Source organism: Sphingomonas sp. Leaf407 (assembly GCF_001425385.1).
In the GTDB taxonomy this organism is placed as follows: Bacteria; Pseudomonadota; Alphaproteobacteria; order Sphingomonadales; family Sphingomonadaceae; genus Sphingomonas.
Genome location: NZ_LMQO01000004.1, coordinates 238415 through 257928 on the forward strand (window position 1 = coordinate 238415; position 19514 = coordinate 257928).

General features: G+C 69.7%; 16 protein-coding genes and 1 tRNA gene. 4 read left to right on the forward strand and 13 right to left on the reverse strand.

What is annotated here, in order from left to right:
- Positions 1-135: 135 nt before the first annotated feature.
- Positions 136-1806 carry an MFS transporter gene (locus tag ASG37_RS13320; protein WP_055761094.1) on the reverse strand — a complete coding sequence of 557 codons (1671 nt, stop codon included), beginning with the start codon at positions 1804-1806 and terminating at the stop codon, positions 136-138.
- Between the two features lie 70 nt (positions 1807-1876).
- Between ASG37_RS13320 and ASG37_RS13325 the strand changes: the two genes are divergently transcribed.
- The gene (locus ASG37_RS13325; protein WP_235525241.1) at positions 1877-2218 is read left to right on the forward strand and encodes a DUF167 domain-containing protein; all 342 of its coding nucleotides are present in this window, start codon (positions 1877-1879) and stop codon (positions 2216-2218) included.
- A gap of 139 nt (positions 2219-2357) precedes the next feature.
- Here the strand turns inward: ASG37_RS13325 and ASG37_RS13330 are convergent, their stop codons facing one another.
- Complete coding sequence (locus tag ASG37_RS13330) at positions 2358-4019, reverse strand: MFS transporter (RefSeq protein WP_055761097.1); 1662 nt, start codon at positions 4017-4019, stop codon at positions 2358-2360.
- 323 nt (positions 4020-4342) lie between these two features.
- Here ASG37_RS13330 and acs point away from each other — a divergent pair, with 323 nt between their 5' ends.
- Both acs and ASG37_RS13340 read left to right on the forward strand, forming a co-directional pair.
- Positions 4343-6277 (forward strand): acetate--CoA ligase, encoded by a 1935-nt coding sequence (gene acs, locus ASG37_RS13335; protein WP_055761100.1) that lies wholly within the window; start codon positions 4343-4345, stop codon positions 6275-6277.
- A gap of 262 nt (positions 6278-6539) precedes the next feature.
- Positions 6540-7157 (forward strand): response regulator, encoded by a 618-nt coding sequence (locus tag ASG37_RS13340; RefSeq protein ID WP_055761103.1) that lies wholly within the window; start codon positions 6540-6542, stop codon positions 7155-7157.
- 7 nt (positions 7158-7164) lie between these two features.
- On the opposite strand, the gene ASG37_RS13345 is transcribed toward ASG37_RS13340, so the two are convergent.
- The 10 genes from ASG37_RS13345 to ASG37_RS17425 form a co-directional block, all read right to left on the reverse strand.
- A complete protein-coding gene (locus ASG37_RS13345; protein ID WP_162233475.1) occupies positions 7165-7695 on the reverse strand; it encodes an HIT family protein in 531 nt (176 codons plus the stop codon).
- Positions 7692-8177 carry a nuclear transport factor 2 family protein gene (locus ASG37_RS13350; RefSeq protein ID WP_162233476.1) on the reverse strand — a complete coding sequence of 162 codons (486 nt, stop codon included), beginning with the start codon at positions 8175-8177 and terminating at the stop codon, positions 7692-7694. The genes ASG37_RS13345 and ASG37_RS13350 overlap by 4 nt, the downstream gene beginning before the upstream one ends.
- 602 nt (positions 8178-8779) lie before the next feature.
- The gene (locus tag ASG37_RS13355) at positions 8780-12043 is read right to left on the reverse strand and encodes a PAS domain-containing hybrid sensor histidine kinase/response regulator (RefSeq protein ID WP_235525242.1); all 3264 of its coding nucleotides are present in this window, start codon (positions 12041-12043) and stop codon (positions 8780-8782) included.
- A gap of 52 nt (positions 12044-12095) precedes the next feature.
- Positions 12096-12875 carry an SDR family oxidoreductase gene (locus ASG37_RS13360; RefSeq protein ID WP_055761113.1) on the reverse strand — a complete coding sequence of 260 codons (780 nt, stop codon included), beginning with the start codon at positions 12873-12875 and terminating at the stop codon, positions 12096-12098.
- A 31-nt stretch (positions 12876-12906) separates the two neighbouring features.
- Positions 12907-12982 (reverse strand) — tRNA-Val (locus tag ASG37_RS13365).
- Between the two features lie 194 nt (positions 12983-13176).
- Positions 13177-14112: a winged helix DNA-binding protein gene (locus tag ASG37_RS13370; RefSeq protein WP_055761116.1), complete on the reverse strand. Its 936-nt coding sequence runs from the start codon at positions 14110-14112 to the stop codon at positions 13177-13179.
- 73 nt (positions 14113-14185) lie between these two features.
- A complete protein-coding gene (locus tag ASG37_RS13375) occupies positions 14186-15691 on the reverse strand; it encodes an NAD(P)(+) transhydrogenase (Re/Si-specific) subunit beta (RefSeq protein WP_055761119.1) in 1506 nt (501 codons plus the stop codon).
- Positions 15692-15695: 4 nt separating this feature from the next.
- On the reverse strand, positions 15696-15974 hold the full coding sequence (locus ASG37_RS13380; protein ID WP_055761122.1) for a proton-translocating transhydrogenase family protein: 279 nt from the start codon (positions 15972-15974) through the stop codon (positions 15696-15698).
- 23 nt (positions 15975-15997) lie between these two features.
- Positions 15998-17125 (reverse strand): Re/Si-specific NAD(P)(+) transhydrogenase subunit alpha, encoded by a 1128-nt coding sequence (locus ASG37_RS13385; RefSeq protein ID WP_055761125.1) that lies wholly within the window; start codon positions 17123-17125, stop codon positions 15998-16000.
- Between the two features lies 1 nt (position 17126).
- Positions 17127-17252: an aa3-type cytochrome c oxidase subunit IV gene (locus ASG37_RS17425; protein WP_082448469.1), complete on the reverse strand. Its 126-nt coding sequence runs from the start codon at positions 17250-17252 to the stop codon at positions 17127-17129.
- Positions 17253-17419: 167 nt separating this feature from the next.
- On the opposite strand from ASG37_RS17425, the gene ASG37_RS13390 reads away from it, so the two are divergent.
- Positions 17420-18850 carry a sigma-54-dependent transcriptional regulator gene (locus ASG37_RS13390; RefSeq protein ID WP_055761127.1) on the forward strand — a complete coding sequence of 477 codons (1431 nt, stop codon included), beginning with the start codon at positions 17420-17422 and terminating at the stop codon, positions 18848-18850.
- Positions 18851-18895: 45 nt separating this feature from the next.
- Here ASG37_RS13390 and ASG37_RS13395 read toward each other — a convergent pair whose 3' ends face one another.
- Positions 18896-19438, reverse strand: coding sequence for a pseudouridine synthase (locus ASG37_RS13395; RefSeq protein ID WP_055761130.1), 543 nt, complete (start codon positions 19436-19438; stop codon positions 18896-18898).
- Positions 19439-19514 lie beyond the last annotated feature (76 nt).

A 19514-nucleotide genomic window follows, 5' to 3' on the forward strand; every position in this document is an offset into this window, starting at 1 on the left:
TGGCCCGCGGTCTTTTCTCCCCTCCCTGACAAGGGAGGGGCCGGGGGTGGGTAGGCTTGGGGCAGGTACCGGCGTTCCCTCGCAGGCCGACCCACCCCCAACCCCTCCCTGTCAGGGAGGGGAGTTATCCACCCCCTAATTCGACCGCGTCGGATCGGTCAGCGCGTCGGCCATCTCGCGCGATCCCTCCAGCCTTGCCACCGGCAGCGACCCCGTCTGCCGCTCGATCATCCGGTGGACCCGCGGCGGCGCATCACCCTGATGAAACGCCCGCAGCGCCTCGCTGTTGGCGTCGTCGGCCTGCGTGCGCCGCTGGTTGTGGCGGATGTAGTCGAGCCAGGTCGACACATGATAGCGCTCGATCCATAATTCGGGATCGTTCAGGTCGCGCAGCAGCGCCCAGTGGTGCGCCCCGTCGCGTCGGCGGATGCGCCGCCGCTCGGCCATCACCCCCAGGAACGCGACGATGTCGCCCGACCGGATGCGATAGTCGATCGTCACCACCACCGGCCCGGATCGCGGCTCGACCGGCACCTGCGTATCGGGCGTCTCCCACCCGCGCGGATCGAGGTTCGCCGTCTCGATGTCGGGCAGCGGCAGGCGCAGGCCCAGAACCACGCTCAGCATCTGCACCGCCCCCGCTGCCGCCAGCGCAAGCGTGACGCCGTGCGTGTCGGCGACCGATCCGAACAGCCAGCTTCCCGCCGCCATCCCGCCGAACGCCGCCATCTGATACAGCGACAGCGCGCGTGCCACGACCCAGCGCGGGGCGGCCATCTGCACCGTCACGTTGAACGTGCTGAGCGCCGCGACCCAGCCCGCGCCCGCCACCACCAATGCCGCGAGCGTCAGCGGCAGGACGGTGCTGAACCCCGCCACCACCGCGCCCACCGCCAGCGCGGTCGCCGCCGCGCGCACGATCCGCTCGGTCGACCAGCGCCGCCGCAGGCGCACGCTGCCCAGCGCCCCGCCGACCGCCCCCACCCCGAACGCGCCCAATAGCGCGCCATAGGTCAGCGGCCCGCCGGTCACGAGGTCGCGCGCGATCAGCGGCATCATCGCCGGCACCGCGCTCGCCGCCAGCCCGAACAGCGCGGCGCGGATCAGCACGGTACGGATGCTCGGCGACATGCGGACATAGCGCACCCCCGCCGCCATCGCGAGGCCAAGCCGCTCGCGCGGCAACAGGCGCGGGGCCCGCGCCGGCCGCCACCGCGCCAGCACCACGATCAGCCCGATATAGCTCAGCGCATTGGTCAGGAACGCCGCCGCCGCCCCCGCCGCCGCGACGATCGCGCCACCGATCGCCGGGCCAAGGCTGCGGGCGATGTTGAACCCCATCGAATTGAGCGCGACCGCGCTCGGCAACACGCTGCGCGGCACCATGTCGCCGACCGACGCCTGCCATGCCGGCCCGTTGATCGCGGTGCCGCAGCCGATCAGGAAGGTGAACGCGAGCAACAACCACGGGGTCAGCACCCCCTGCCACGCACAGACCGCCAGCAGTACCGAAACAGCGAGCATGAACCCCTGCGCCGCCAGCATCACCCGCCGCCGGTCGAGATTGTCGGCGACCGCGCCGGCCCATAGCGAAAACATCATGATCGGCAGCGTCGTCGACGCCTGCACCAGCGCGATCATCTGCGGCGACGACGCCAGCGAGGTCATCATCCACGACGCGCCGACCGACTGGATCAGCCCGCCGAAGTTCGACGCCATCGACGCGATCCAGATCGCGCGGAAGATCGGGATCGACAACGGTCGGGTCGGCGTCGCGGTCGCGATCGTTACGGGAGCGGCGGTCATGCCGGGTGAATGCCGCAGCACGCGAAATAGTGCCATCGCGGACACATGAAAACCACGCCCCTTGCGCAGCGTGCCGATCGGGCGTCAGGCAGCGACGATGCCCCCGCCCTTCACCCTTGATGCCGACGGCGCGACCCTGACCGTGCGCGTCACGCCAAAGGCATCGCGCAGCGCACTGGCGGGCGTGGTGCCGCTGGGCAACGGCAGCACCGCGCTGGCGCTGCGCATCGCCGCCCCGCCGGTCGACGGCGCGGCCAACGCCGAAGTGGTGCGGTTCGTCGCCAAGCAACTGGGGATCGCGAAGGGCAAGGTAACGATCGTCAAAGGCGAAACCGCGCGGGTGAAGCAGGTGCGGATCACCGGCGACCCGGCCGTTCTGGCAGCCACGCTACAGGCGCTGGCGGCAGGCTGACGACTTCTCCCCTCCCTGAAAGAGAGGGGTCGGGGGTGGGTTGGCCGCTTGTTGAGCGCGCAGCTATCCTCGCTGGCCGACCCACCCCCCAACCCCTCCCTTGTCAGGGAGGGGAGCAAAGGTGACGGTGACGCCCCCCCTACGCCCGAATATCGCGCCGGAACGTCTCGGGCAGGAACAGCACGCCCAGCACCAGCGTCACCACCGCCAGCACCACCGGATACCACAGGCCGTAGTAAATATCCCCGGTCGCCGCGACCATCGCAAACGCCGTGGTCGGCAGGAAGCCGCCGAACCACCCGTTGCCGATATGATAGGGCAGCGACATCGACGAATAGCGGATGCGGCTGGGGAACAGCTCGACCAGCAATGCGGCGATCGGGCCATAGACCATGGTGACGAGGATCACCATGAACCACAGGATCGCGACGACCTTGACCGTGTCGATCCGCGCCGGATCGGCCTTCGCCGGATAACCGGCGGCGACCAGCGCGGCGGCGATCTCGCCCTGATAGGCGGTGATCGCGGCGGCCCGCGCCGCGCCGTCCACCGTCGCCGGATCGGGCGCGGTCAGCGCGGCATTGCCCACCTGCACGCTGGCGATCGTGCCCGCCGGCGCCTCGACATTGGTATAGCTGATGCCGTTCTTCGCCAGATACGACTTGGCGATGTCGCAGCTTTTGGCATCGAACTTGTTGCTGCCCACGGGATCGAACTGGAACGAGCAGTCGGCGTCATGCGCGATCACCCGCACCGGCGCATTCGCCTGCGCGGCGGCGAGCGCCGGATTGGCCGCCTGCGTCAGCGCGCCGAACAGCGGGAAATAGGTCAGCGCCGCCAGACCGCAGCCGGCCATGATGATCCACTTGCGCCCGATCTTGTCCGACAGCCAGCCGAAGAACACGAAGAACGGCGTGCCCAGCGCCAGCGATACCGCCAGCAACACGTTCACCGTGGCACCATCGACCTTCATCATCTTTTCGAGGAAGAACAGGACATAGAATTGCCCGGTGTACCACACCACCGCCTGCCCCATCGCCGCACCGAACAGCGCGATCAGCACGATCTTCAGGTTTGGCCAGCGCAGGAACGCTTCGGTCAGCGGCGCCTTCGACGTCTTGCCCTCCTCCTTCATCTTCAGGAACACCGGGCTTTCCGACAATTGCAGCCGGATCCACATCGACACGCCTAGCAGCAGGATCGACACGAGGAACGGCAACCGCCAGCCGATATCGCTGAACGTCTCCTCGCCCAGCGCGTTGCGAAAGCCGATGACGACCAGAAGGGCGGCGAACAGCCCCATCGTCGCCGTCGTCTGGATGAAGCTGGTGTAGAGGCCCCGCTTCCCGTCGGGCGCATGTTCGGCGACATAGGTGGCAGCGCCGCCATATTCGCCGCCCAGCGCCAGCCCTTGCAGGATGCGCAGCAATACGAGGATGATCGGCGCAGCGACGCCGATCGTCTGATACGACGGCAACAGCCCGACCGCGAAGGTCGACAGCCCCATGATCCCCATCGTCACCAGAAACGTGTTCTTGCGCCCGACCAGATCGCCGATCCGCCCGAACACCAGCGCGCCGAACGGCCGCACCGCGAAGCCGGCGGCGAACGCGCCCAGCGCGAGGATGAACCCGGTCGTCTCGTTCACGCCCGAGAAGAACTGTTTCGAGATATAGGTCGCGAGCAGCCCGTAGAGGTAGAAATCATACCACTCAAACACCGTGCCGAGCGACGAGGCCGCGATCACCAGCTTCTCGTTCTGACCCTTGGGGTGCGCCCCGGCCGTCGTCGTGTCCGCCATGACGGCATCCTCTCCTATATCCCGGTCGCTGTCGGCCGGGGTGTTTACCTCCCCTCCCTGACAAGGGAGGGGCTGGGGGTGGGTAGGCCCGTTATCGCGCGCTTACCTGACCTCGCGGGCCGACTCACCCCCGCCCCCTCCCTTGTCAGGGAGGGGTGAAGCGGAAAACCGGCCCGATGCAAGGGCGCGATCGTTCGCCGCACCTCCTTGCCGCGCCAGTGTCACGCCTGCGCCGCACATCGCCTAGTAAGACCTTGGTCGTACGCCCGCACGGCTTGACGCACGCCCGCACGAGCGCAGATCAGGGAATACAGGAGAGAGATATGACCCAGACGATCCATGCCGCCCCAAAGGACGACGCGGCCAAGCTGGACAAGGCCGAGTATGACACGCGCACCGCCGCCTCGGTCGCCGACCCGGAAGCCTATTGGCGCGAGGGCGGCACCTGCATCGACTGGTCGCGGCCCTATACCCAGGTCAAGGATACCTCGTTCGACGAGGCCGATTTCCGCATCCGCTGGTTCGCCGACGGCCAGACCAACGTGTCGGCCAACTGCCTCGACCGCCATCTCGCCGAGCGTGGCGATCAGGTCGCGATCCTGTGGGAAGGCGACGAGCCGGGCGAGACGCGCCAGGTCACGTACCGCGAACTCCACCAACAGGTGTGCTGCTTCGCCAATGTCCTGAAATCGAAGGGCGTGAAGAAGGGCGACCGTGTCACCCTGTACCTGCCGATGGTCCCCGAAGCGGCGGCGGCGATGCTCGCCTGCACCCGCATCGGCGCGATCCATTCGATCGTGTTCGGCGGCTTCTCCCCCGACAGCCTCGCCAACCGCATCGTCGATTGCGACAGCAAGCTGGTCATCACCGCCGACGAAGGCTGTCGCGGCGGCAAGCGTATCCCGCTGAAGGCCAATGTCGACAAGGCACTGGCCCATGCCCCCGCCGTCGAAACCGTGATCGTCATCCGCCGCAGCGGCGGCACCGTGACGATGCAGGACGGCCGGGACTTCTGGCTCCACGACCTGCTCCCGCAAGCCTCGCCCGACTGCCCGCCCGAACCGATGGATGCCGAGGACCCGCTGTTCATCCTCTATACCTCCGGCTCGACCGGCAAGCCCAAGGGCGTGCTGCACACCACCGGCGGCTATCTGGTATGGGCGCACACCACCTTCCGCGACGTGTTCGATTACCGCGAGGGCGAAGTGTTCTGGTGTACCGCCGACATCGGCTGGGTCACGGGGCACAGCTATGTCGTCTATGGTCCGCTCAGCAACGGTGCGACCACCGTAATGTTCGACGGCGTGCCCAATTATCCCGACCATGGCCGCTTCTGGGAAACGATCGACCGGCTCGGCGTCAACATCTTCTACACCGCCCCCACCGCGATCCGCGCGCTGATGCGCGAGGGCGACAAATGGGTGACGAAGGCGAGCCGCCAGTCGCTGCGCATCCTCGGATCGGTCGGCGAACCGATCAACCCGGAGGCGTGGGACTGGTATCACCGCGTCGTCGGCGACCGCCGCTGCCCGATCGTCGATACCTGGTGGCAGACCGAAACCGGCGGCATCCTCATCTCGCCGCTGCCCTATGCCACCGATCTCAAGCCCGGCAGCGCGACCAAGCCGCTGCCCGGCGTGCAACCGGTCATCGTCGATGCCGAGGGCAAGGTCCTCGACGGCGCGACCGAAGGCAATCTGTGCATCGCCGATAGCTGGCCGGGGCAGATGCGGACGGTGTGGGGCGATCACGATCGCTTCTTCCAGACCTATTTCACGACCTATCCCGGAAAATATTTCACCGGCGACGGGGTGCGGCGCGACGCGGACGGCTATTACTGGATCACCGGCCGCGTCGACGACGTCATCAACGTCAGCGGCCACCGCATGGGCACCGCCGAGGTCGAAAGCCCGCTGGTATCCCACGCCAAGGTCGCCGAGGCCGCCGTCGTCGGCATGCCGCACGACATCAAGGGGCAGGGCATCTACGCCTATGTGACGCTGAATTCGGGCGAGGAACCCTCCGACGCGCTGCGTACCGAACTCCGCAACTGGGTCCGGCAGGAGATCGGCCCCGTCGCCACTCCCGACGCGCTGCAATTCGCGCCCGGCCTCCCCAAGACCCGCTCGGGCAAGATCATGCGCCGCATCCTGCGCAAGATCGCCGAGAACGACACCGCGAACCTCGGCGACACCTCCACGCTCGCCGACCCGTCGGTGGTCGACACGCTGGTCGCCGAGCGTATCCGCCCGGCGTGAGGACGACGGCGTCACCCTCCGGCGCAACCGCACCGCCGCGCGGACGAGAGGCAAGGACGGGCCGACCCTTCACTACTCCCCTCCCTGAAAGGGAGGGGTCGGGGGTGGGTTGGCCGGTTGTCGAACGCCGGTGTTTCCTCGCTCGCCGACCCACCCCCAGTCCCTCCCTGAAAGGGAGGGGCGTAGTCGAGCCATCGTTCTGCATGACCCCAGCCCTTCGCTCGCGCGGGTGCAGGGCCATCCGGCGTCCACGGACTCCCCGATGACCACCATCCTCGTCGCCGACGACCATCCGCTGTTCCGCCAGGCGTTGGGCGTCGCGATCATGGCGGTGGCTCCAGCGGCACATATCGTCGAGGCCGGCTCGCTCGACCGCGCGGTGCAGGCGGTGCGCGACCATGGCGACCTCGCGCTGATCCTGCTCGACCTCAACATGCCCGGCGCGATCGGCTACAGCGGCGTCGCGCTGCTCCATGCCGAGGCGCCCGCCGTCCCGATCCTCGTCGTTTCAGGTGCCGACCGTGCGGCGGCCTTCGCGCAGGTCGCCCGCTTCGGCGCGGTCGGCTTCGTCGGCAAGGATGCGGGCCTGAGCGAGATCGAGGGGGCGATCGCCGCCGCGCTGGCAGGCGACCGCATGGCCACCGACGCGCCCGACGACAACGACATCGCCACCCGCGTCGCCTCGCTCACCCCCACGCAACTGCGCGTCCTGCTCGGCGTGCTGGCGGGGCGGCTGAACAAACAGATCGCCCACGACCTCGGCATGGCCGAAGCCACGGTCAAGGCGCACATGACCGCCGTGCTGCGCAAGCTCGACGTCGGCAACCGGACACAGGCGGCGCTGGCCGCCCGCGCGCTGGGGGTCGAGGTAACGGGATAGCCTTCGATTACCGCGCCGGCAGCGCGGCGCGCAACCGCTGCGCCATCGCCTCCATCTCGGCACGGCTGGCCCGCACCCGCGGCACGCGCGGCGTATCGGGGATCACATGGACATGCAGGTGGCAGACATGCTGGCTGCTCGCATTGTTCTGCTGCAACGAAAAGCCGCTGTTGCCCAGCGCGCGGCGCTGCGCGGTCGCCACCCGGCGGACCATGGCCATCACCGCCACCAGATCGCGGTCCCGCAGATCGTACAGGTTGCGTACCGGCCGTTTCGGGATGACCAGCGTGTGGCCGGGGCGCTCCCATTCCAGCGGGATGATCGCCATCACCCGCGCATCCTGCGCGACGATCGACGCCGGCAACTCGCCCCGCACGATCCGGGCAAAGACATTGCCGCCATCATAGGGCGCATCGAGCGGACAGGGCAGCGCGTCGCCGGCGGGTACGCCGCGCGTCTTGCCCGACGACACGCTCGCCATGCCGAGCGCCGGGACCAGCAGCCACGCCCCGATCGATCGCCTTGCAAACCGCCTCATCGCACGGCCACCGGCGGCAGGCGCGCCTCCTGCGACGCGATGATCTGCCAGCGCCCCTGCCGCCGCAGCCACGTATCGGTCCCGAACGATTGCGCCTCGCGGTTCGTCGCCGGATCGTGCCATTGTTCGTTCCACACCACGATCGCGACCGTGCCATGCTGATGGACGTCGGCGCGCAGCAACTGGCTCCGCGTCATCCGTGGCGCGTTGCGCAGCGCGGCGATCGCCTGCCGCTTGCTCCATCGCTCGCCGTTGGCCAGCGACCAGACGGCATCCTCGGCGAACAGCCGCTCGACGATGCGCACGTCGCCGGACACCAGCATCGATGCCAGTTCGGCCTCCCCCTGCCACAGCGTCCGGCAGACCGCCGCTTCGCCGTGGCAGGCGCCGGGCGGCGTCTCCGCCCGCGCCGCTGCGGAAAGCGCGGCGATCCCCGCGACGATCGTGGCGCCGAATATCCGTCCTGCCCTAGCGTGTCGCATCATCGCCCCCTTGGCTCCCGCACAGGGGCGGGATGCTACCATCGGCGCGGCGGGAACGGGAAGCAAAACCGCTGTCCTACTGCCCCGGCGGCGGCCATATTCGCACCGGCTCCTTCCCACCGTCGACCACCCGCGAACCTCGCCGGGACACAGGAACGCGCTATTCGCGAACCGATCGCAACAAACCCGTCGTTAGTGTAAACTTTGTAAACTTTGGCCGGGTCGTGGCCGCCGTGCCACGGGCCGCCCTTCGTCATTCCGGCGAAAGCCGGAATCCATACACGCTGACGACGCGACTCCTGACCGGAAGTCGTTCCGATCACCCCCAGGCCCGCCACGGGCAAAGCCCGTGTCGTCGGACGGCGCTTCCCGCGCCGCCGGCCGGCCGCGCCTCGGGCGGCTCGGCGTAGCTGCGCTACACCTTTGCCCGGCGCGCTTCGTCATTCCGGCGAAGGCCGGAATCCATACCCACTGACGACGCGGCTCCCAGCCGGAAGCCGTTCCGATCGCCCCCAGCCCCGCCACGGGCAAAGCCCGTGTCGTCGAACGGCGCTGGCAGCGCCGCCGGCCGGCCGCGCCTATTGCGGCTCGGCGTAGCTGCGCTACGCCTTGCCCGGCGCGGCTACCCACGCATCGAACACCTCCCCGGACAATGGCTTGAGCAATACCGCCACCCCCATGTCCCGCGCCGCCTCCGCCAGCGTCCGGCTGGCATCCGCCGTCACCAGCGCCGCGCGCAGCCCCGGCACCCGCTCCCGAAGCTGCCCGATCAGCGTCAGCCCGTCGATCGTCCCGCCCAGATCATGGTCGACGAACGCCACCGCCACGCCGTCCACCTGGGCCAGCGCCTCGTCCGCCCCTGCCGCGATCCGCACCCCATGCCCCCGGCTGGTCGCCAGCGCCGCCATCCCCCGCCGCACCCCGGCATCGTCGTCGACGATCAGGCAGCGCAGCGGCCGGACCGCCTGTGGCACCGTGCGCACCGGCGCCGTCACCACCGGCCCCTCGCCGATCGCCAGCGATACCGCGAAGCGGCTGCCCCGCCCGACCCGGCTGTCGAGCTCGACCACCGCCCCCAGCAGCGTCGCGGTCCGCGCGACGATGGCGAGGCCCAGCCCCAGCCCGGCGTCCTCGGCCGTCGCCAGCCGCTCGAACTCGCGGAACACCCGGCCCCGCGCGTCCTCGGGGATGCCCGGCCCGCTATCGACCACCTCGATCCGCGCCAACCCCCCGCGCCGCCGCACCCCGATCACCACTCCGCCGCGCGCGGTATAGCGCACCGCATTGCCGAGCAGGTTCTGCACGATCGATCGCAGCAACACCCGGTCGGTCTCGACCACCGCATCGCCCGCCCCCAGCCGCAGCCGCAGCCCCTTGGCCCGCGCCTGATCGGCGAAACTGTCGACCAGTTCAGCGAGCAGCTCACGCACCGCAAACCGCGTTGCCACTGGCACGATCCCCCCGGCGTCCAGCCTGGAAATATCGAGCAGCGCGCGCAAAAGCTGGTCCGCCGCAGCGATCGACTGGTCGATCCGCGTCACCAGTGGCTGCTGGCGATCGTCCGCCCCGCGCGCCAGCGCGGCGGTGAACAGCCGCGCGGCGTGGAGCGGCTGCAACAGGTCGTGGCTCGCGGCGGCGAGAAACCGGGTCTTGTCGGCGGTCGCCCGCGCCAGCGCGGCATTAGCCTCCGACAGTGCGGCGGTCCGTTCGGTGACCCGGCGTTCCAGCTCGGCGCGCGCCGTCTCCACCGCGCGCAACGCCTGCGCCTCGGCGGTGATGTCGGAAAAGCACATCACATAGCCGCCGCCAGGCATCGGTCCGCCGACCGTCTTCAGCACCCGCCCGTCGCTCCTCACCCGCTCGAAACTGTGCCGCCGCCCGCGCCGCATATGTGCCAGCCGCCGCGCGACATGGTCGTCGACCTCGCCCGGCCCGCAATCGCCGCGCAGCGCGTTGAACGCGATCGCATCGGCCACCGGCGCGCCCACCCGGATCATGCCCGCCGGAAAGCCGAACAGGTCGATATAGCGTTGATTCCACGCGACGAGGTTCAGCGCGGCATCGACCACGCTGACCCCCGGATCGATATGCTCCAGCGTCGCCGCCAGCAGCCCTTGCGAGAATTGCAGGCTCTGCCCGCTGGCATCCAGCATCCGCGCGACCTCGGCCACGTCCAGCCCCTCGCCCGACAGTGCCGACGCCACCAGCCGTCGGGCCGAGGACACGCCGACCACCTGCGCCACCAGTCGTTCGGCGCGCCGTGCGGCGCGGGCATCGACATGGGTGCCCTCGCCCAGCTCGCTCGCCGCCCGCTCCTCGCCCACGAAGCGCGCGACCAGCCGGACCAGTTCGGGCAGGTCGCGCACCGGCGCCACCCGCGCGTCGCGCACGATCGCCAGCCGCGGTGCCCGGCTGCGCGCCACCCCCCAATGCACCAGCGCGTTGATCGCCAGCGCGGCAAGCGCCCCCATCGTCAGCGGCCCGGCCCCGCCGACCGACGGCAGCACGACGATCGGGTGGCCGATCAGCACCGGCACGAACAGCAGCAGCCCCCACGCCGCCAGCCCACTCGCCAGCCCGGCCATCGCCGCCTTGGGATCGCGCCCGCCATGCGCCACCGCCAGCAGCAGCGCCGGGGCGAACTGCGCCATCGCGGCAAAGGCGACGATGCCGCTCGCCGCCAGCCCCTGCCCGGCGGGCGTCAGCAGCGCATAGCCCAGCGCCACCGCCATCATGCCGAGGATCACGCCGCGCCGCACCCACAGCAGCACCCGCCCGACCTGCGCCGAGCGCCCGAGGCGCGGATGGCGCAGCAGCAGCGGCGCGATCAGGTCGTTCGACACCATCGTCGCCAGCGCCACCGTCTCGACCACGACCATGCCCGTCGCCGCCGAGAATCCACCGACGAACCCCAGCAGCGCCAGCCCCGGCGCGCCGCCCATAAGCGGCAGGCCGATGACCAGCAGGTCGGGCCGCACCCCGGCCGGCGCGATCAGTCCGGCGAGCGTCACCGGCACCACCAGCACCGCGAACAACGCCAGATAGCCGACGAACGGCCAGCGCGCCCGCACCGGATCGGCGGGGCTGGCGGCGGCGATCACGCTCACGTGGAACTGGCGCGGCAGGCACAGCACGGCGGCGGCGGCCAGCATCGTCACCACCGCGAAGTCGAGTGCTGCGGGCGGCTGCGCAAAACCCTGTCGCAACCGCGCGATGCCCGCCGCGCGCACGCCCGAATCGGCATTTGTCACCAGCAGCACCGCGAACAGCGCGACGGCGGCGAACGCGGCCAGCTTCACCAGCGATTCGACCGACACTGCCGCCAGCAGCGCGCCGTCCGCCCGCCCGCGCCCGTCGACCCGCGTGCCAAAGCCGATCGCGAACCCGGCCAGCACCAGCGAGGTCGCGATCATCGGCCGCGTCGCATCGGCCATCCCCGCCAGCGCGGCATAGGTCGTGCCGACCGAGCGCAACTGGAGCGCGACATAGGGAATCGTGCCGAGCAGCGCGATCAGCGTCACCAGCGCCGCCACCCCCCGGCTGCGCGAGAAGCGCGCGCCGATGAAGTCGGCGATCGAGGTCGCGCCATCGGCCTGCACCGCCGCGACCAGCCGGGCGAGCAGCCGGGGCGCGAGCGCGAATACGAGGATCGGCCCCAAATAGATCGGCAGATAGGCCCAGCCATCGGCCACCGCGCTGCCGACCGCGCCATAGAAGGTCCAGCTACTGCAATAGACCGCTAGGCCCAGCGTATAGACGATCCGCCGTTCGCGCGGACCCGGTCGCCGCGCCCGCGCGGCCCACGCCACCGCGAACAGCACGGCGGCATAGCCGATCGCGATCGCGAACAGCACGATCCCGTTCAAACGCTATGTCCCCTGCCGCATGCGCCCTCTTACGCCGGAACGCGCGAGCGCTCTACCCCGGCGACGCCGCCGATCCCGCTAACAACCCGCCGTCGAGATGCACCTCGCTGCCGGTCATGTACGCCGCCTCGTCCGACGCCAGCATCGCCACGACGGCGGCGACCTCCTCGACGCTGCCGAAGCGCCGGAGCGGGGTGTCGGCGACCAGCGCCGCCATCCGCGCTTCGCGGTCCGACCCGTCGCCCAGCATCGCTTCCCACATCGGCGTCAGGATCGCAGCGGGGTGGACCGAATTGCAGCGGATACGCCACCCCTGCTGCGCGCAATACAGCGCCACGCTCTTACTATGGTTGCGCACCGCCGCCTTCGACGACGCATAGGCCGCCGCGCCGGGAATACCGACCAGTCCCGATCGTGACGAGATATTGACGATCGACCCCGCGCCCGCCGCCTTCATCGCCCCGATCGCATAGCGACAGCCGAGGAACGTCCCGTCGAGGTTGACCGCATGAACCGCGCGCCAGTCGGCAAGGCTGGCATGTTCGGGATCGTGCGGTACCATGCCCTGCTCGAACCCCGTCACCCCGGCATTGTTGACCACGACATCGGCCACCGGCACCGCTTCGGCCAGCCGCGCCCAATCGCCTTCCTCGCGCACGTCGAGCGCCACGAAGCGCACGCCGATCGCCTCGGCCACCGCCTGTCCGGCTGCGGCATCGATGTCGGTCAGCACGACCCGCGCGCCTTCGCCATGGAAGCGTTCGACGATCGCCCGGCCGATGCCACGCGCCCCGCCGGTCACAATACAGAGTTTATCGGTCAGTCGCCGCATCGCCGTGCTCCGGGTTCGGGCGGTCCTTGCGTGGTGGGCGCTGACGGGCTCGAACCGCCGACCCTCTCGGTGTAAACGAGATGCTCTACCAACTGAGCTAAGCGCCCCCTTAGCGGGAACCGGCGGAATACCGTGGTTTCCGCCAGTTGCAAGCCCCCTTGTTTGAGTCCGCTCCACTGACGTGGAGGCGGTGCCGGCCCGCTCCCCCTCCCGTCCACCCACAGCGTATCCTGAATGGGTGGCCGGGCGGGGGAGCGGGCCGGCACCGCAAAACGCGCGTCAGCGCGTTTCAGACAGATGCCTACGCCCAACCCAAGCCAGCGCTCGCAACCGCCCCGGCATAGCCGTTCATCCCCGCCACCGCCCGCGCGGTCAGGACGATGAACGCGCGCCTGCGGTCGGCCGGATCGTCGCGCCGCTCGACGAGGCCGGCATCGACCAGCGTCCCGATCCAGCGCAGCGCGGTCGTCGGCGGGACGGCGGCGGCGATGCACAGGCTCGACACCGATACCTGCGTGCGCTCCAGCCATGCGGCGAACAGGTCGAGCAGCATGTCCCACGCCGGATCGGCGAACAGCTCGGTCGGCAGGAACTGCCCGCGCAGCCGCCGTGCGCGGATCGCGCCGCGCACCTCGGCGGCAGTCACGGTCCCCATCACCCCGGCGGGCGGCGGCGCGGTATAGTCCTTCGACCGGTCGCGCACGCTCCCGCCGGCATCGCCCTCGCCCCGCGCCAGCCGCGCCAGTACCTCGGCGATCCGCGCGACCTCCTCGTTCAGCCGCCGCAGCCGTTCGCTGTCGGGGTCGCGGTCCTGCACGCCCCCCACCGCCGCCCGGCCCAGCGCGATTGCCGCCACCCGGTCGGACAGGCCGGCATCGCACAGCAGATCGGCCGGGCCGCCGAGCAGATGCAGCGTCACCGTGTCGATGTGCTCCGCGCCGAACGCCACGACCATGTGTGCCCGGTCGCGCACCGCCCGATCGCGCAACAGCGGAAGCACCGCGTCGAGCAGGTCGACGCTCGCCCCGGCGGTTTCGATCAGGTGAAGGTCGGCATGGGCGATCCCGTCCAGCGCCGCCGCGACGTCGTCGCCGCTGGTGATAGTCGCCACCACCTGCACGCCGCCATGCGCCGCCGCGCGCACCGCCATGTCGCTGCCTGCCGCGTCGAACGCCACGACGATCGCCCGTCGCACGTCCGCCGCCCCGCTCGAAAATCCGTCGAACCCCAGCCCCACCCGTCATTCCCCCTGGTTGAATCGCGCCGCTATGGCGGCGGATCGGGGCAAAGGCCAGCCGGCAGCAGGCGGTCTATTCGATCGACTTGACGATCTCCTCGACCATCTTCTTGGCGTCAGCCAGCAGCATCATGGTATTGTCGCGGTAGAACAGCTCGTTATCCACCCCGGCATAGCCGACGCCGCCCATCGACCGCTTGATGAACAGCACCGTCTTCGCCTTTTCGACGTCGAGCACCGGCATGCCGTAGATCGGCGAGGTCTTGTCGGTCTTGGCCGCCGGGTTGGTCACGTCGTTGGCGCCGATGACGAAGGCGACGTCGGTCTGCGCGAATTCGGCGTTGATGTCCTCCAGCTCGAACACGTCGTCATAGGGCACGTTAGCCTCGGCGAGCAGCACGTTCATATGCCCCGGCATCCGCCCCGCGACCGGATGGATCGCATATTTCACGCGGACGCCGTGTTCCTTCAGCTTGTCGCCCATCTCCCTGAGGGCGTGCTGCGCCTGCGCGACCGCCATGCCGTATCCGGGCACGATGATGACCTGTTCGGCCTGGCTCATCAGGAACGCGGCATCCTCGGCCGATCCCCGCTTCCACGGCCGGTCGATCGCCGCACCACTCCCTGCGCCGCCACTGTCGGTCGCGCCGAAGCCGCCGGCAATCACGCTCAGGAAGCTGCGGTTCATCGCACGGCACATGATGTAGCTCAGGATCGCGCCCGACGATCCGACCAGCGCGCCGGTGACGATCATCGCGGTATTGCCGAGCGTAAAGCCCATCGCCGCCGCCGCCCAGCCCGAATAGCTGTTGAGCATGCTGACGACGACCGGCATGTCCGCCCCGCCGATCGGGATGATGAGCAGGAAGCCGATCGCGAACGACGCCACCAGAATGGTCCAGAACGGCCACGCATCCTGGCCATGCGCGAATACCGCGACGCATAGCAGGATTCCGACCAGCACTCCCAGGTTGATGCCATGGCGACCGGGCAGCAGGATCGGTTTGCCCCCCATGTTGCCGTTCAGTTTCAGGAACGCGATGACCGACCCGGAAAAGGTGATCGCCCCGATCGCGACGCCCAACGCCATCTCGACCTTGGCGACGGGGTTGATGACCGCGAACGGCTCGCCGATCATCGGCACGACCAGCGACGAAATGCCGAACGCGCCCGGATTGAGATAGGCGGCGATCCCGACCAGCACGGCGGCGAGGCCCACCAGCGAGTGGAACGCGGCGACGAGCTGCGGCATGGCCGTCATCGCGATCCGCTTGGCGGTGGTCAGGCCAATGACCGCGCCGATGCCGATCGCGGCGAGGATTTCAGCGACGGTCACATAATCGACCGTCCCAGAAAGAACCTCACGTCCCGCTACGCTGACGAACTGCTCTCCCTCCGCAAAAGGGATGTGCGTAAAGATCGTGGTCAGCACCGCGATCCCCATGCCGATCATGCCGAGGCGATTACCCCGCCGGCTGGTGGCGGGCGACGACAGTCCGCGCAGGGCAAGGATGAAGCACACCCCCGCCACCAGATAGGCGAGCGCGACCCATGGATTGACCGGTGCGGCCTCGTGCATCCCCTCAGCCCTTCTTCTTGTACATGGCGAGCATGCGTTCGGTGACGGCGAACCCGCCGAAGATGTTGATGCTGGCCAGCACGACGCCGAGCAGCCCCAGCCATTTGGCCCCCGGCACCCCGGCGGCGGCGGCGGCCACCAGCGCGCCGACGATGATGACCGAGGAGATGGCGTTCGTCACCGCCATCAGCGGGGTGTGGAGCGCGGGCGTCACCGACCACACGACATAATAGCCGACGAAACAGGCCAGCACGAAGATCGACAGGATCGAGAGAAAGTCCATGGGTCTGTTCCTGCTTGGTCGGTTCAGCTCGACAGGCGGGGGTTCACCACCTGTCCGCCGCGCGTCAGAACGATCGCCTGGGTCACTTCGTCGTCGGCGGGCAGTACCGGGCGGCCCGCCTCCTTGTCCCAATAGGCGGCGAGGAAGTTGTAGAGGTTGCGCGCGAACAACGCCGAGGCATCGGCCGCCAGCCGGCTGGGCACGTTGCGGTGGCCGACGATGGTGACGCCGTGGCGCACCACGCTCTCCCCCGCCACGCTGGCCTCGACATTGCCACCCTGCTCGACCGCCAGATCGACGATCACGCTGCCCGCGCGCATGCTGGCGACCTGGGCATCGGTGATGAGGCGCGGCGCAGGCCGGCCGGGGATCAGCGCGGTGGTGATGACGATGTCCTGCTTGGCGATATGGCCCGACACCAGCTCGGCCTGTGCTTCCCTGTATTCGGCGCTCATCTCGCCGGCATAGCCACCCGCGCCCTCGCCCTCGATCCCCGCCACCTTCTCGACGAAGATTGGTTTGGCGCCCAGCGACTGGATCTGCTCGCGGGTCGCCGATCGCACGTCGGTGGCGCTGACCTGCGCGCCCAGCCGCCGCGCGGTCGCGATCGCCTGTAGCCCGGCCACGCCCACGCCCATCACGAACACCCGCGCGGCGCTGATCGTGCCGGCGGCGGTCATCATCATCGGGAACGCGCGGCCATAGGCGGCGGCGGCATCGAGCACCGACTTGTACCCGGCAAGGTTCGCCTGCGACGACAATATGTCCATCGACTGGGCACGGGTGATGCGCGGCATCCACTCCATCGCCAGCGCCTCGAGCCCAAGCGCGGCATAGCCGTCGACCCGCGCACGCTCCCCGATGGGATTGAGCGCGGCGACCAGCCATGCGCCCGGCTTCACCCCGCCCAGACTGTCGGGCGCCGGCCCCTGTACGCCGAGCACGACATCGGCATCGGCCAGCACCGCCGCCCGGTCGCCAAGGGTCGCGCCAGCGGTGGCATAGGCAGCGTCGTCGATCGACGCCCCGGCGCCCGCCCCCGCCTCCACGGCAAGGGTCGCGCCGAGCTGGATCAGCTTGCGGACGGTTTCGGGGGTGGCGGCAACGCGGCGTTCATCGGCGGCCTGTTCGGCAAGAACGGCGATCCGCATCTCAGGATGCGATCAGCCAGACGACCAGCGCGGCAAGCAGCGCGCAGAAAACGGTCCCCCAGGTGAACCAGCGCAGAAAGCTGGTGTAGGTGCCCGGATGTGCGGGCGGTCGGCCGTTGGTCGCCATGGTCGGCTCTCCTGTGCGTCCGCTTGTCGGACGGCTCTTTGGACGCACCGTACCGTGCCCGTCGCCCGTCGCCAAGCCCCGCAGGCCATCCGCGCCATTAAGGGCGTTTTTACACGATGCCGCCTAGAACTGCCCCGGTACGGGACGATGGACAACGGGGATGGGCGATGATGCGAGGCGGACAGCGGGTGCTGATGGTCATCGACGACGAACCGGCGCAGCGCCGGCTGGTCGCCGCCATCGCCGCCAGGCGTAGCTGGCGCACGGTGTTCGCCGCCGATGCCGAGGCGGCGATCGCGATGCTCGCCACGCCCGACGGCGCGGCGCTGGATGCGGTGCTGCTCGACCATTGGTCGCCCGATGCCGATGCCGGCGCGCTGATCGGCGAACTGCACCGCCACCGCCCCGCGCTCCCCATCCTGATGCTCACCGCCAACGGATCGGTCGCGGGTGCGGTCGCGGCGATGCGCAGCGGGGCGAGCGATTTCCTCGTCAAGCCAATCGCCGCCGAACGGCTGCTCGCCGCGCTCGACGTGGCGGCCGGCGGCGAGGCGAGCGGCGAACTTCGCCCGCTCACCGAAAAACTCTCCGCCCCGCTCGCCTTCGACGAGATCGTCGGCTCCGCCCCGCGCTTCCGTGCCGCGCTCGCCATCGCCGCCAAGGCGGCACGCGCCCGCGTGCCGGTGCTGATCGAGGGTGAGAGCGGCGTCGGCAAGGAAGTGGTCGCCGAAGCGATCCACGCCGCCTCCCCCCGTGCGCGCAAGCCCATCGTCCGGGTCAATTGCGGCGCGATCCCCACCAACCTCGTCGAAAGCGAGTTGTTCGGCCACGAAAAGGGTGCGTTCACCGGCGCGTTCGAACGCAAGACCGGTCGGTTTCAGGAGGCGGACGGCGGCACGCTGTTCCTCGACGAAGTCGGCGAAATGCCGTTCGAGGCGCAGGTGAAGCTGCTGCGCGTGCTGCAATCGGGCGAGGTCCATGCGGTCGGCGCGCGCCATCCGCGCGAGGTCGACGTGCGGGTCATCGCCGCAACCAACAAGACGCTCAGCGTCGAAGTGGAGGCTGGGCGCTTCCGCGAGGACCTGTATTACCGGCTGAACGTGGTGCAGGTGACGATCCCGCCGCTTCGCGACCGCAGCGGCGACATTCCGGCGCTCGCCCGCCACCTGATGGCGCGGATCGCGCAACAGCCGGGGTTGCGCCAACTGGGCATCACCGACGATGCCATCGCGCTGCTGTCGACCTATGCGTGGCCGGGCAACGTTCGCCAGCTACAGAATGCGCTGTTCCGCGCGGCGGTGCTGTGCGACGGCGACGCGCTGACCCGTGCCGATTTCCCGCAGATCGCGCAGATCGCCGACGGTGGCGAGGCGCGGCCCGCCACCGCCCCGCCGCGCCACGGCGATGCCGGCGGCGTCACGCTGTTCCGCCCCGACGGCAATCTGCGCGCGCTGGACGAGATCGAGGCCGACGTCATCCGCCTCGCCATCGGCCATTATCGCGGCCGCATGACCGAAGTCGCCCGCCGCCTCGGCATCGGCCGCTCCACCCTCTACCGAAAGCTCGGCGAACTCGGCATCGACCAGAACGCCGCCTGAAGCCCTCTCCCCTTCAGGGGAGAGGGTTGGGAGAGGGGCAGTGCGCTACGCCTCCCGCCACTCCCCCGGCAACAACCCGTCCAGCGACCACTCCCCCACCCGCCAGCGCACCAGCCGCAGCGTGGGCAACCCGACCGCCGCCGTCATCCGCCGCACCTGCCGGTTGCGCCCCTCGCGGATCGTGATTGACAGCCAGTGATCGGGCACCGACTTGCGGAAGCGCACCGGCGGCACCCGCTCCCACAACACCGGCGGATCGATCGCGGAAACCTCGGCCGGGCGGGTCGGCCCGTCGTTCAGCACCACCCCCCGCCGCAACCGCGCCATCGCAGCCTCGTCGACCGCGCCCTCCACCTGCACGAAGTAGGTCTTGGCCAGCTTGAACCGGGGATCGGCGATCCGCGCCTGCAACCGGCCATCGTCGGTCAGCAGCAGCAACCCCTCGCTGTCGCGGTCGAGCCGTCCGGCGGGATAGACGCCAGGCAGCGCGATATGATCGCTCAGCGTCGCGCGCGCGGTCGGACTGCCGCGATCGGTGAACTGCGACAGGACGCCATAGGGTTTGTTAAACAGGATCAGCCGGGCCATGCCGCCCGTCTGGCGCAACGCCCCGCCGCTTGTCGAGGGGCGCGCCGCCCGGTCGCCGCATCCTCTGGCGACCGGC